Consider the following 13,041-nt stretch of genomic DNA (forward strand, 5'->3'; position numbering starts at 1 on the left):
CAACCATGTTTCGCCTGTTGATCTTTCCGATCACGAGCCGACTGTCGAGGAACGTATGGCCGGGGTCAGCGACACGACCCGCAGCGCGCTCGTCTCCACGATGCTCACTCCCCGCTTCTACACCACCGATTTCGAAGAGATGGACAAGATCAATGTCGAGCCGGTGCGCGCCGAATGGGACGTGCTGATCGCCCAGATGAAGAGCGATCCGAACCGCGGCCACTTCAAGCGCAACGAACAATGGGACGATATCGACATCGATGCCCTGCCGGACGATCTTCGCGAGGAGTTCATCGATTTCCTCGTTTCCTCGCTCACATCAGAATTCTCGGGCTGCGTCCTCTACAAGGAGATGAAGCGGCGCGGCAAGAACCAGGAAATCTGCGAGCTCTTCGGCTATATGAGCCGTGACGAGTCACGTCATGCCGGGTTCATCAATGATGCGCTGAAGGAATTCGGCATCGGCGTGAACATGGGCTTCCTGGCAAAGGCAAAGAAGTACACCTTCTTCAAGCCGAAGTTCATCTACTATGCGACCTATCTGTCCGAGAAGATCGGCTATGCTCGCTACATCACCATTTTCCGGCATCTCGAAAAGCACCCCGAACAGCGCTTCCACCCGATCTTCAAGTGGTTCCGCGAGTGGTGCAATGACGAATTCTCCCATGGCGAGGCCTTCTCGCTGATCATCCGCTCCGACAAGCGGCTGATGGAGGGCATGAACAAGTACTGGATCAAGTTCTTCCTGCTTGCGGTTTTTGCGACCATGTATGTGCGCGATCACATGCGGCCGGCCTTCCACAAGGGGCTTGGGGTCGACATCGACGACTACGATATGAAAGTCTTCCGGCTGACGAGCGAGATCTCGCGCCAGTGCTTCCCACTGGTGCTCGATCTTGATAATCCGGCCCTTCACGAAGGTTTCCGCCGGATGGAGCGGATCAACCGCAAGATCATGGCGGCGAATGAAAAAGGCGGGCTCGGCGGAAAGATTGCCAAAGGCTTCTGGTCGGCGGCGGCCGCCGTCAATTTCGTCCGGATGTATGTGATCCCGACGAAGTCCAACGCCATCCCCGCCACGTCCCGCCTGCAGCCGGTCTGGTGAGGAGATCGCCATGACCCTCACGCACCCGCTCGCCGTCGTTCTCGTTGCCATCTCGGTATGGTGGCTTTCGACCGGACTGGTGCTGGCCATGGTCAACCGGTCGAATGGGCCGCGGGGCAGGGGCCTGGTGCTCATGGCGTTGATGACACTTATCGGGGCCTTCGGCGTTGCGCTGATGGTCTGGGGCGCGCAGGAGCCGACCGTGCTCGGTTCCTATGTCGGCTTCTTCGGCGCGTTGCTCGTCTGGGCCTGGCATGAGGCCGCCTTCCTGACAGGGTTACTGACAGGACGGAGAAGGGGCGAATGCCCGCCGGGTCTCACCGGCATTCGTCGCTTCCGTGCAGCCTGGGAGGCGGTCAGTGACCACGAGATCGCCATTCTGGTGACGGCCGTCGCCCTCTGGTTCATGCTCTCTGGTTCGGCCAATCTCTTCGGCCTTGCGGCCTTCGGCTTGCTTTGGGGCATGCGGATCTCTGCCAAGCTGCTCATCTTCCTCGGCGCCCCGCATGCGATAAGTGAGCTGATGCCGAAAGGCATTCGGCATCTGAAAAGCTATTTCAAGACGGACCGGATGACCCCTCTGTTTCCGGTTCTCCTCGCGATCGCTGCAGGTATCTTCGCCATACTGGTGGTCGGCGCAAACCGCGCGACCCAGGCGCATTCCGTTGTCGGGCACACGCTGCTCGCCACCTTCATGGCGCTCGCCATCATCGAACACCTCGTTCTCGTACTTCCCATCTCCGACACGGCGCTGTGGCGCTGGGCGATGGCGAAGCAGGAGCGGGCGAACCTTGCCATCCGCCCTGGGGCGGACGGCGTTTCCGCACTCAAGGAGGGTGGGCCTGTGTCCGTGCCAAACACCTCCTGGACAGCAATTGCACAAGACACGATCGGGAAGAGGAAAGACTGATGACTGTTTTCCAGCACATGGAAGAGGCGCTCGCCGGACTGCATACTGCCGGCAATTACCGCGTATTCGCGGATCTGGAGCGTCACTGCTCGGCCTTTCCGAAAGCCGCATTCCACAATGCCGATGGTATGGTGCGCGATGTCACCGTCTGGTGTTCGAACGACTATCTCGGCATGGGGCAAAACCCGCTCGTGACCGATCGCATGATCGAGGTGGTGCGCAAATGCGGCGCCGGTGCCGGCGGCACGCGTAACATCTCTGGCACCAATCACTATCACGTCCTGCTCGAGCAGGAACTCGCGGACCTGCATGGCAAGGAAGGCGCTCTGATCTTCACCTCGGGCTACGTGTCCAACTGGGCTGCCCTCGGGACGCTGCTCGCAAAGATCCCCGGCATCATCTGCTATTCGGACTCGCTCAATCATGCCTCGATGATCGAAGGTATCCGCCATTCCCGCTGCATCAAACGACAGTTCCGCCACAATGACTACAAGCACTTGAAGGAGCTGATGGCGGCCGACGATCCGGCAGCTCCGAAGCTCGTCGCCTTCGAGAGTGTCTATTCGATGGATGGCGACATTTCGCCGATCAAGGAGATCTGCGACGTGGCCGACCAGTTCGGGGCGCTCACCTATCTCGACGAGGTACATGCCGTTGGCATGTATGGTCCGCGTGGCGGTGGCGTTGCCGAGCGGGAAGGCCTCATGGACCGGTTGACGGTCATCGAGGGGACGCTGGGCAAGGCCTTCGGCGTCATGGGCGGCTATATCACCGGCCCGGCCGTTCTCGTCGACTTCGTCCGCTCCTTCGCTTCGGGCTTCATCTTCACGACCGCGATCCCGCCGGCGCTCGCAGCCGCGGCGACTGCGTCGATCCGCCACCTGAAGAACAGCCCCTTCGAGCGCCTTATGCATCAGGCGACCGTTGCCAAGGTGCGGCGTGCGCTTGATGTCCGCGGTATTCCGCATATGCACAATCCCAGCCACATCGTGCCCGTCATGGTCGGCAATGCGGCGAAGTGCAAATGGATCTCGGACGTGTTGCTCGACGATTTCGGCATCTATGTGCAGCCGATCAACTATCCGACGGTCCCTGTGGGCAAGGAGCGCTTGCGCATCACGCCGACGCCGCTGCACAGTGATGCTCATATCGACCATCTGGCCGAAGCGCTCTGTTCGCTCTGGTCGAAATGCGCCTTGGCGAGGGCTGTTGCCTAAACTGGGCGAAGGGCTTATCGGCAAGCCCAGGATCTCTGTGGAACCGGACAGGATGACCGAAAGCATTTACATCCCGGCGATCGCCGGTGACGGATCGCTTTATCCGATCGAGAAGATGCAGGCGCATCTCGATGGTCAGCTGCATCTTGCGGTCTCGGTCTTCGTTTTCGATGGCGATTTGCTGCTGATCCAGAAGCGGGCAACGACCAAATATCATTGCGCCGGCCTCTGGGCGAATACCTGCTGCACGCATCCCCATTGGGCGGAGAGCGTGGAAGATTGCGCCGAGCGCCGCCTCACAGAGGAGCTCGGCTTCACCGTGCCGCTCACCCGTCACCAGACAGTGGAATACGCTGCCGATGTCGGGCAAGGGCTGAAGGAGCATGAGCGCGTGACCTTGTTCAGCGCTCATGTCGACAAGCGGACGCTTCATATCGAGCCTGCCGAGGCTGAGGTCGAGGATGTCCGCTGGATTGCGCCGGTCGAGCTCCTGCAGGAGGTGCGGGAGCGCCCGCAGGATTTCACGCCCTGGTTCCGGATTTATCTGCAGCGCTTTCCCGGCTTGAGCTTCTTGGAAGCAGCCTGAGGCCCGAGCGTCCATCCTCTCAATCGTATATCTGACTTGTAGGCCTCGGCTACACGCTGAGGCCGCATTTCTTGCCGACTGATCTCCACCCACTTTGCAAAACGTGACGCAGCAAGAAGGGGAGCCCGAGAGCTCCCCTTCCCATTGCGGCCTGCCTTGGGAGGCCGTTATTCGGTCAGCGGGCGGGTCCCCGCCCGGCGGCTATGGTGTCGCAGGGGCCGCCGGTGGCGTGACGACGGTGGGCTCAGCCGGTGGCGGCGTAGAGACCGCGGGATCCGCCGGGGTGGTGGCAGCCGCAGGTTCAGCCGGGGGTGTGGCCGTCTGTCCCGCAGGTGCCATGAGCTGGGTGATGCCTGGCTGATAGGTGGAGAAGTCCGGAACCTCCATCGGGCCCTTTTTCACCAGCGAGTCCGCATAGGCCTGCAGCATCGAGACGCCATTCAGGGGCTTCTGGACGCCCGCATGGCAGGTGCCGCAGCCAACCTTGAAGACGTCGCCCTCAGGTCCCTTTCGGGTTGCCGGGAAGACGGGAGTGAGGCCGACCATGTAATTGGCATTGATGTCACGTACCAGTCTGATCCCGTGCCAGGCGGTTACGCGCTGCGGCGGGCTTTCGTCCCAGGCGTTGAAGGCTCGGCTGTTGTGACAGGTCGTGCAATTCACACCGAGCGATTCCGACATATGCATCATCAGCGACCAGGTCGCCTCCGTCTGCTTCGTGCCGGCGAGATTGGTGCCGGTCGGCAGCGCCGTCGTCGAGTGAACGCGGATCTGCTTGGCGTCGAGCAGATAGTCCTTCAGCACGTTCTGAGGCAGCGACGAGTTGCCGCCGAACTTGGCGACGACGTTCTGGCCGGCCCGGTCCTGTGTCATGCCGCCGGCCGGCTTCGGCTCGGTGTCTTCGTACCAATAGTTCGTGGGAATCGCCTGGCCGCGGTGACAGGTGTAGCAGGTCGCGCCGACCTGGCCGACATGGCTCTGCCAGTCCACGTTGATCGCCTGGGTCATCTGGATCATGCGACGCGCGACGACTTTCTGGTAGACTTCGTCGGAGGCGAGATTTTCCGGGTTGTGGCAGTAGTTGCAGCCGGCCTCCGGCGCGATCCATTCCGTGATCGAGGCCATGAACTGGTTGAACTGATCGTCGGAGAGATCGCCCAGGATCTGGACGTTCTCATACAAGTCGCGGGCCTTGTCTCCGGCCGGATCGGCCTCCCAGGGGGCTTCCGGGACCACATTGGCGACTGCGAGCGCTTCCTGTTTCTCGACGTCGCGGTGAATATACATGCCTGTACCGCGGAAGCCGATCTGCGTGGTTTCGACAGGAGGCGCATCCCAGCCGGCGCCAACGAAGCTTGCGATCGTCAGCAGGGAACCGGCGGAGAGGGCGAAGGGAATCCAGAGTTTCATCGTCGTTCTCCTCAAAGCGCCGGGTCGACGACGCCGGGATAGCCCGGCAGCGGGGACACGATCCCATGGTTGATGCCCCAGAGGTACCAGTTGTCGACCACTGTGCCTGTCAGCAGGATGCCGATACCGCCTGTGATCGGGGTCAGGATGGCAAACCACCAGGCCCAGCGGTGGACGGATTCCATGGTGGCGTTGAAGCCCATGGTCCATCTCCAGAACAGGGCAGCGCGCTCGGAAGCCGTGCCGCGGTCCGTGATCTGTTCCAGCTCTCGCTCACCGCCATATCTGCCGACGGCAAGGATGGTTGCGCCATGCATCGCAAAGAGCAGGACAGAGCCGTAGAGGAAGACGATCGAGAGGCAGTGGAAGGGATTGTAGTAGAGATTGCCGTAGCGGATGGAGAAAGCGGCGGTCCAGTCAAGATGCGGAAAGATCCCGAAAGGTACGGCCTCGGAGAAATTGCCCATCAGCAGCGGACGGATGAAGCCGAGTGACAAAAACAGGAAGATCGCGGCGGCAAAGGCCCAGGCGACATGGGTGCCCATCTCCAGCTGGCGTGCACGGCGATAGACGCGCACCCACCAGAGAAGAACGGATGCCGTCAGGAAGAAGCCGGCGATCAGCCACCAGCCGCCTTCCGCCAAGGGCGGCAGGACCTTCAAGCCGTATTCGGCACTTGGTGGCTCAAGCCCCAGCCAGAAGAGTTGACGAACGAACTGGATCGGGTCCCAGCCGACCGAGGCCAGCATGTTGAGCCCGATGATCTCGAAGGCGATGAAGCCGAAGACAAGCGAGAGCGTGCCGAGATAGCCGAGATAGATCGGTCCGATCTGGGCGTTGCCGATCATGCCGAACAGGTGCACCAGCATTGGCTTGCCGGCGCGGGGGCTGTCGCCGGCTGGAAGGGGCATGCCCTCTTCAAGCGGACCGCTGACCTGGATCGGTGTGATGATGTTTTGATACTGCGCTAATAACATGGTCCGGTCCCCCTCAGTTCCAGATCGGCAGCGTCAGCCACCAGTTCCACCATTGCGGCCAGCCTTGATTCCAGAACGGTCCGCTGATGATGATGCAGACGGCGCTCCAGAAACCCGCGTTCAGCGCCAGGATCAGGCCGAGGCGGTGGATGCCCAGCGTGCCGATCGAGTAGCCGATGATGTCGCGGAAGAATGTGTCTTCGTACTCGGGCGTCTTCACCTCGGCCTGCTTGCCGGCTTCGGTGTTCGATGCGCCCGGATTGGCAGCCGACAGGATCAGGCCGCCATGCAGGGACAGTGCCAGGGTCGTGGTGAAGAAGAATGTCACCGCGATCATATGCGCCGGATTGTAGTGGAAATGCAGATATTGGTAGCCGACGTTGGACACCCAATCCAGATGGCTGAAGATGCCATAGGGGAAGCCATGGCCCCAGGCTCCGAGCAGCAGCGGCCGGAAGATGACGAGCGTCGCGTAGGCGAAAATCGCGAACGAAAACGCAAATGGCACGTGGTAACCCATGCCGAGTTTGCGGCAGATTTCCACTTCGCGGAGTGCCCAGGATATGAAGGCGCCGAGCGCACAGACCGTGACGATCTGCCAGAGGCCGCCTTCTTTCAGCGGTGCCAAAGCCAGACCGTAGGACAGGTCCGGCGGCGCGATCGAGATCTGCCAGATGTTCCATGTCGGACCGAGCGCCGCGCCATAGATCAAAAGTGCCGTCCCGAGCGTGGCGAAAAAGGCCGTCGTCACGCCGAAGAAGCCGACATAGAACGGTCCTACCCAGAAATCGAAGAGATCGCCTCCGAGCAGCGTACCGCCTCGTACGCGATATTTGCGTTCAAAACTCAGCAGCGCCATGTTCGTTTCCTCCAGAGGTGATCAGCCAGGCGGCGTTGTCGGGTCATGCGATTTGGCGGCGGGCGAGACCTAGGTCACGCCCGCTGCCGTCTTGGTCCTTCAGCCGATGAGCCGGAGATCCACGCCTTCAGAGAGGGAATGCTCCAGGGAACTGGTCGTGAGGGGCTTGCCCTCCAGCCAGTTGAAGCGTTCCGTGCTCAGCAGGATGAAGTGGATAAGGATCGCAAGCGTGAACAGGAATACAGACAGTGCAACCAGCGCTTTGCGCGGATCGAACATAAGCCAGACTCTCCACATATCGCGTCCTCCTCAGGTCAACATCGGCAGAAGCGTGAGAGCCGTCTGGTTAATGCCCTCGAGAGAGCTGTAACCTTCTGGACCCGGGATCCAGGGACGCCACATCCAGACCAAGATATGCGCGACGATGGCAATCGCCGTGAATATCATGAAGCCTTGGATGAAGAATCCATGGACCTCGCGCGCTTCGCTTTCGGTCAGACCCGAAAGCGAAACATTTGATGTTTCAGCCATCAAATTCACCTCCTAGTCTCGAACACCGCGGCGCCCCCGCGGCGGGGTTTCGGCAGGGCCTTGAAGAACCTGCCGGGTTTCTGCCAGTGTCGAGAACACCGGCAAAGGGATCGGGTCACGCGTGAAATGCGTAACCGGCAGCTGCATAGGCCGAGGAGCGAGCCTCGGCGAAGATGGATTGGGCAGGCCGCTCGGCGGCGTCTTCCGCGTGCCCGGCAAGCCTCGATGTCAAGGCTGCGCAAAGGCACAGCGGATAAAGAAGGAGGTAGAGACGCCGCATGTTCTGGCGCTCGGACTGGCGGTCGCGATGTCGACGCAGGTCCTGGTCGGATCGGGTTGCAGTGATCATGGCTTCACCTCCAGCTTTCCCGTTGATGGGTCTCGTTCCCTCGCTCATGCATAGGCTCCCTCTAGGCGGGCGGCCGTTTCGACATGATGACGGGTCACTTCGTGGTCTTCGGCCCGGCGCGCCTCGCGCTCTGCCGCTTCCCTCAGCCGCTTGGCGGCGGAGATTCGGACGAGCACCGGCTCGTTGCCGATGAATGTTTCAAGCGACGCCTGGGCATCGGACTGCCAGGCCATTTCGCTGCGCGGACGGGCTGTCGTCGCTTCGATGGCGTCGAGTTCTCCGGCGCGCGGCAGGATGTCGAACAGCATGTCGAAGAGGGCGTTGCAGACTTCCTGGATCAGCCAGGCCGCACCCGAATAGCCCATGACAGGCGTGCCGGGATGGCGACGAACGATGGCGCCGGGATAGGAGAGCTGCACGAACTTGCCGCGGGCACCGCGCTCGGCCATGTACATGCGCTCGTTGAATGAGCCGAACATGATCATCGGCGGCTTCTTGGCCGTGAGTTCCGCGACCTCGATATTGTCGGTCTTCGAGCCCGCCTTGCGGGGGATCGCGAAGTTGCAGGGCAGGCCCATTTCCTCCTCGAGGAAATTCCGGATGCCGCGCACATAGGTCTCGTTTGCGACGATCGCGAAGCTGGCGGTCGCAAAGAAGTCTTGGGTGACGGAGCGCCAGAGATCCCAGAGCGGCTTCAGCGTCGTGTGCTTTTCCTTCAGGATGAAGGGTTCCGAATCGAGGCCGAGCATGTCGCCGAGTTCGCGCAGGAAGGACGTCGTCGAATGGATGCCGATCGGTGCCTGCAGATAGGGACGGTCGAGCGTCTCGCAAAGTAGACGGCCGAACTCGCGGTAGAGGCAGATATTGGCGTCGGCGTCGGCGAGCTTGCGCACGTCTTCGAGATGGCTGCCCAGCGGGAAGACCATGTTGATCTCGGCGCCCATTCCCTCGACCAGACGACGAATCTCGGCGAGATCCGAGGGCATGTTGTAGGTGCCGTAGATCGGGCCGATGATATTGACGCGGGGCTTGGCGCCTTCGGGACGCCGGCGCGGTGCAGGCACCTTGCCGCCCTTCGGGCCGAATTCTGTCCAGAGCCATTTCAAGGCGCGGTCGGCGCTCTGCCACTGGTCCTCATCGATGGTGCGCGGCAGGAAGCGGACGATGTTCGATCCCTCAGGCGTCACGCCACCACCGATCATTTCGGCGATCGAGCCGGTGACAACGACGGCCGGCAGGTCCGGATCGAGCGCCAGGCGGGCCCGTTTCATGGCGCCCTCGGTGCCGTGCTGGCCTAGCTCGTCTTCCGACAGGCCGGAGACGACGATCGGCAGCTCATGCGGCGGCAGAGCGTCGGTGTAGTGAAGGACCGAGGTGACCGGCAGGTTCTCGCAGCCAACAGGGCCGTCGATGATGACCTGCAGGCCCTTGATCGCGGTGAAGGCATAGACGCTGCCCCAGTAGCCGCCGGCTCTGTCGTGGTCGAGGATCAGCATCCGACGCTCTCCCCATTGTCGACGGCGTTGCGGGACTGCTTGACCTTGGCGGCGAACTTCTTGCGATAGGCGCTGCGGTCTTCGGGCACGTTTTCCCAGATGCCGGCACCATCCCCTTTGCCGACGCCCTCGAAGAAGGCGTTCATGGCGAGGAAGCGGTCCTTGTTGCCGATGGCGGCATTGATGACCGCTGGCAGCGAGGCAACACCGGCCGGACCCATCAGGGGACGGGCGGAAATCAGGTTGGTGAAGTAGAGGGCAGGGGTGGCTGCCTCCTTTGCCTTCTGCACGACGGGGGTCGTGCCGATGGCGAGGTCGGGCTTGAACTCCGCGAAGGCGGCGAGGTCCTGCTCAAGCGAAGCGCGGAAGCGCAACTGCACCCCATGCGCGGACAGCCATTCGGCGTCCTCGGAGTTGTAGGGTGTCTTCGGACAGGCCGTGCCGACATAGCGGAGATCCGCGCCAAGTTCGACGAGCAGTCGGGCAACCAGGAGTTCGGAACCTTCATAGCCGGAGAGCGTGATGCGACCGTTGATCCTGTGCTCGGCAAGGGCCGCCTTAATCGCGCCGCGCATCGCGTTGCGGCTGATATTGGTCTTCGCCTCTGAAACGTTGCAGCTGTCGCCGATCGCCTTCAGCCAGGCATCCGTTCCGTCGACGCCGACAGGTGCCGAGCCGACGATCGGGCGGCCGGCAGCCTGGAATTCGCGGATGCTCGCCGTGTAGAAGGGATGGATCGCGGCCACAGCGGCGCAGTCGAGAGCAGAATAGAGCTCGCGCCATTCGCGGACGGGAACGGTCGGGCCGGCAGCAAGGCCCATCGGCTCCAGCATGGCACCGATGACAACGGGGTCAACCGGGAACATCTCGCCGAGCAGGGTGACGGTGGGCCTGTCCTTCAGCCCGCCGCGCGGACGCTGGACCGGGCCTTCGCCGATTTCCTGGCGGGCATAGGCGAGCATCGCGCCTGACAGCACGTCTTTCGCTTCCGCATGGGTCGGAACGCCGAAGCCGGGAACGTCGATGCCGACGATACGGACGCCATCGATTTCGCGCGGCAGCATCCGGAGCGGCACGCCAGACGCAGATGGGACGCAGAGATTGGTGACGACGACGGCATCGAACTTGGCCGGATCCGCCATCTGGTGCACGGCCTCGACGATGTCCTCGTAGAGCTTGCCGGTGACCAGGGTCTCTGAATTGAAGGGCACGTAGCCGACGGAGCGCTTGGCGCCGTAGAAATGCGAGGTAAAGGTCAGGCCGTAGACGCAGCAGGCAGAGCCCGAGAGGATCGTGCCGACGCGGCGCATGCGAAGGCCGACGCGGAGCGATCCGAAAGCGGGGCACATGGATTGTGGCTGGTCGTGCGGCCCTTTGGGATAATCCGCTTCGAAGCGGTCCATGAGCTCACCCTGGCCGGCGGCGCGCGCCGCTGCCTTGGAGAGTTCCGTGCCACCGTGGCAACCGATACCATTTCCGTCTGCACCGTCGGCAAGGACGGCGGCATCGTTGCCGACGGGAGTTGTCCCGTTGGTCTCGTCCGGCTCGAATTCCTTGCGAAGGTCATCCATAATGCTCACCCGATCTCACACGTTGTCGTAGACGACTTCCAGGGAAGGCCGTTTCAGCGCGCCCGTCGCGCACATGTCTTCCGGCAGAGCTGGCTGGAGCTTGTAATCGGCGCCGGTTTCGCTGGCGTCGAAGAGGCCGAGGAGGCCGTCCTGGTCGAGCGGCTTGGGGAGAATCGGCGGCGCTTCGGCGAGGTTGATGGAGAGCGCCTCGAAGAGCGGCCCCCACTGGCTGTCATGCGTGCCGATGATCTGGTAGTTGGCGCTCTTGCGACGGATATCGTCATCCTGCGGGATCGAGGCGAGTACCGGGATGCCCACGGCGTCCGCAAATGCCTGGGCCTCGCCCGTGCCGTCGTCCTTGTTGATGACGAGGCCGGCGACCCCGACATTACCGCCGAGATTGCGGAAGTATTTCACCGCTGAACAAACATTGTTGGCGACGTAGAGCGACTGCAGGTCATTCGACCCGACAACGACGACCTTCTGGCACATGTCACGGGCGATCGGCAGGCCGAAGCCGCCGCAGACCACGTCGCCCAAGAAGTCGAGCAAGATGAAGTCGAAGTCCCAGTCATGGAAGCCGAGCTTTTCCAGCGTTTCGAAGCCGTGGATGATGCCACGTCCGCCGCAGCCACGACCCACTTCCGGGCCTCCCAGTTCCATGGCGTAGACTCCGTCGCGCTTGAAGCAGACATCCGAGATCGAGACCTCCTGTCCGGCTTCTTTTTTGCGCGAGGCGGTCTGGAGGATTGTCGGGCAGGCGCGGCCACCGAAGAGCAGCGAGGTGGTGTCGCTTTTCGGATCGCAGCCGATCAGCAGGACCTTTTTGCCGAGCTGTGCCAGCATGTAGGAGAGATTGGCGAGCGTGAAGCTCTTGCCGATGCCGCCCTTGCCATAGATCGCGATGATCTGTGTATCCTTGGTGACCTTGCCGGTCGTCGGCGCATCGGGTTCGATGGCGGCTTCTTCGCGAAGGTTCTCCTGCAGGCGCTCAAGGCCGTCTGGTGCGAGGTCGAGGCTCATGCGGCTTTCCTCCAGTCGATGATCATTTTCAGGCAGTCGGGGTCGTTGAATGCCGTTCGATAGGCCGAGGCCGCATCGGACGGAGCGGAATGATGGGTGATGAGACCGCCGAGCGAGAGGCGGCCAGCGTCGACCAAGGCGAGCACAGCATCGATATCGGCGGGCGCGAACTCCGCAGCGATTGCGATCGTGGCTTCCTTGATGAAGGCGGCCGGGAAGCCGAAATCGACACGACTGCCATAGAAACCAGCGAGGACAAGCTCGCCGCCCCGGTTGAGATGAGCGATCGCCGTGTCGACGACTGCGGCGTCGCCGCTCGCGTCGATGATCACGTCATGCCTAAGGTCACGACCGCTTTCGGGTGCCGAGACGACGTAGCCATGTGTGCCGGTACGGCGCGCGGCATTTGTCTCCCAGACGATCGGCGCGGGATGGCCGGCGGCCATGATGATGCGGGCAATCAGACGCCCGAGCACGCCATGGCCGACTACGAGCGAGGCCGGGCCATTCGAACGACAGACGGCGTGATGGGCAGTCGCTGCCAGTGCCAGGAGAGCGGCTTCTTCGGGATGTTCAAAACGGGTCTGCACCGTTCGACTGCCCGGAACCACGAGCCGTGCAGCGCTCGCGCCGAACAGCCCGGCTGCGTCGGCATAACAATTGGCGCCCGGCACGAAGACCTGATCCCCGACCGAACGACCGGAGGCCTCTCCGGCTTCGACCACCGTGCCGACCGTCTCATAGCCGGGAACGAGCGGATAGCGCATGCCCGGGAAGGCCGGCATCGTGCCTTCGTAGAGCATCTTTTCGGTGCCGCTCGAAATGCCGCTGAAACTGGATTCGACCACGACGTCGGACGCATCGGATGCGTTCAGCGTCAGGCGCCTGACGGCGAGAGTTCCCGGGTTTTCAAAAACGACGGCTGCGGTTTGCATTATCGCGCCCTCCCCGGACACGGGATGCCTGCTGCTCCCAAATGTCATCTTATGATTACGCTACAAAGTGTC

The 13,041-nt window shown here is 62.2% G+C and carries 14 protein-coding genes; 4 read left to right on the forward strand and 10 right to left on the reverse strand.

Features of this window, described 5'->3' with window-relative positions:
• The first annotated feature begins 55 nt into the window (after nucleotides 1–55).
• From acsF to idi, 4 genes are read left to right on the forward strand one after another with little or no spacing between them, the layout of a single operon-like run.
• Complete coding sequence (acsF, locus tag E9677_RS06520) at nucleotides 56–1,105, forward strand: magnesium-protoporphyrin IX monomethyl ester (oxidative) cyclase (protein WP_136558100.1); 1,050 nt, start codon at nucleotides 56–58, stop codon at nucleotides 1,103–1,105.
• A gap of 10 nt (nucleotides 1,106–1,115) precedes the next feature.
• Nucleotides 1,116–2,015: a putative photosynthetic complex assembly protein PuhE gene (gene puhE, locus E9677_RS06525; protein ID WP_136557309.1), complete on the forward strand. Its 900-nt coding sequence runs from the start codon at nucleotides 1,116–1,118 to the stop codon at nucleotides 2,013–2,015.
• A complete protein-coding gene (hemA, locus tag E9677_RS06530; protein WP_136557310.1) occupies nucleotides 2,015–3,232 on the forward strand; it encodes a 5-aminolevulinate synthase in 1,218 nt (405 codons plus the stop codon). The genes puhE and hemA overlap by 1 nt, the downstream gene beginning before the upstream one ends.
• A gap of 52 nt (nucleotides 3,233–3,284) precedes the next feature.
• Nucleotides 3,285–3,818, forward strand: coding sequence for an isopentenyl-diphosphate delta-isomerase (gene idi, locus E9677_RS06535; protein ID WP_136557311.1), 534 nt, complete (start codon nucleotides 3,285–3,287; stop codon nucleotides 3,816–3,818).
• A gap of 201 nt (nucleotides 3,819–4,019) precedes the next feature.
• Here idi and pufC read toward each other — a convergent pair whose 3' ends face one another.
• From pufC to bchC, 10 genes are all read right to left on the reverse strand, one after another.
• The gene (gene pufC, locus E9677_RS06540) at nucleotides 4,020–5,228 is read right to left on the reverse strand and encodes a photosynthetic reaction center cytochrome PufC (protein ID WP_136557312.1); all 1,209 of its coding nucleotides are present in this window, start codon (nucleotides 5,226–5,228) and stop codon (nucleotides 4,020–4,022) included.
• A gap of 11 nt (nucleotides 5,229–5,239) precedes the next feature.
• The gene (pufM, locus tag E9677_RS06545) at nucleotides 5,240–6,205 is read right to left on the reverse strand and encodes a photosynthetic reaction center subunit M (RefSeq protein WP_136557313.1); all 966 of its coding nucleotides are present in this window, start codon (nucleotides 6,203–6,205) and stop codon (nucleotides 5,240–5,242) included.
• Nucleotides 6,206–6,218: 13 nt separating this feature from the next.
• On the reverse strand, nucleotides 6,219–7,064 hold the full coding sequence (gene pufL, locus E9677_RS06550; protein ID WP_136557314.1) for a photosynthetic reaction center subunit L: 846 nt from the start codon (nucleotides 7,062–7,064) through the stop codon (nucleotides 6,219–6,221).
• 99 nt (nucleotides 7,065–7,163) lie between these two features.
• Nucleotides 7,164–7,361 carry a light-harvesting antenna LH1, alpha subunit gene (pufA, locus tag E9677_RS06555; protein WP_102018682.1) on the reverse strand — a complete coding sequence of 66 codons (198 nt, stop codon included), beginning with the start codon at nucleotides 7,359–7,361 and terminating at the stop codon, nucleotides 7,164–7,166.
• Nucleotides 7,362–7,373: 12 nt separating this feature from the next.
• A complete protein-coding gene (gene pufB, locus E9677_RS06560) occupies nucleotides 7,374–7,595 on the reverse strand; it encodes a light-harvesting antenna LH1, beta subunit (RefSeq protein ID WP_006724822.1) in 222 nt (73 codons plus the stop codon).
• Between the two features lie 115 nt (nucleotides 7,596–7,710).
• Entirely contained in the window at nucleotides 7,711–7,944 is a 234-nt protein-coding gene (locus E9677_RS06565; protein WP_136557315.1) for a hypothetical protein, read from the reverse strand.
• A gap of 44 nt (nucleotides 7,945–7,988) precedes the next feature.
• Complete coding sequence (bchZ, locus tag E9677_RS06570; RefSeq protein ID WP_136557316.1) at nucleotides 7,989–9,440, reverse strand: chlorophyllide a reductase subunit Z; 1,452 nt, start codon at nucleotides 9,438–9,440, stop codon at nucleotides 7,989–7,991.
• Nucleotides 9,434–11,011: a chlorophyllide a reductase subunit Y gene (bchY, locus tag E9677_RS06575; RefSeq protein ID WP_136557317.1), complete on the reverse strand. Its 1,578-nt coding sequence runs from the start codon at nucleotides 11,009–11,011 to the stop codon at nucleotides 9,434–9,436. Before bchY ends, bchZ begins: the two co-directional genes overlap by 7 nt.
• A 15-nt stretch (nucleotides 11,012–11,026) precedes the next feature.
• Nucleotides 11,027–12,034 (reverse strand): chlorophyllide a reductase iron protein subunit X, encoded by a 1,008-nt coding sequence (locus E9677_RS06580; RefSeq protein ID WP_136557318.1) that lies wholly within the window; start codon nucleotides 12,032–12,034, stop codon nucleotides 11,027–11,029.
• Nucleotides 12,031–12,969: a chlorophyll synthesis pathway protein BchC gene (bchC, locus tag E9677_RS06585; protein WP_136557319.1), complete on the reverse strand. Its 939-nt coding sequence runs from the start codon at nucleotides 12,967–12,969 to the stop codon at nucleotides 12,031–12,033. The genes E9677_RS06580 and bchC overlap by 4 nt, the downstream gene beginning before the upstream one ends.
• Between the last annotated feature and the right edge of the window lie 72 nt (nucleotides 12,970–13,041).

Origin of the sequence: Peteryoungia rhizophila (assembly GCF_004912145.1) — a bacterium.
In the GTDB taxonomy this organism is placed as follows: domain Bacteria; phylum Pseudomonadota; class Alphaproteobacteria; order Rhizobiales; family Rhizobiaceae; genus Allorhizobium; species Allorhizobium rhizophilum.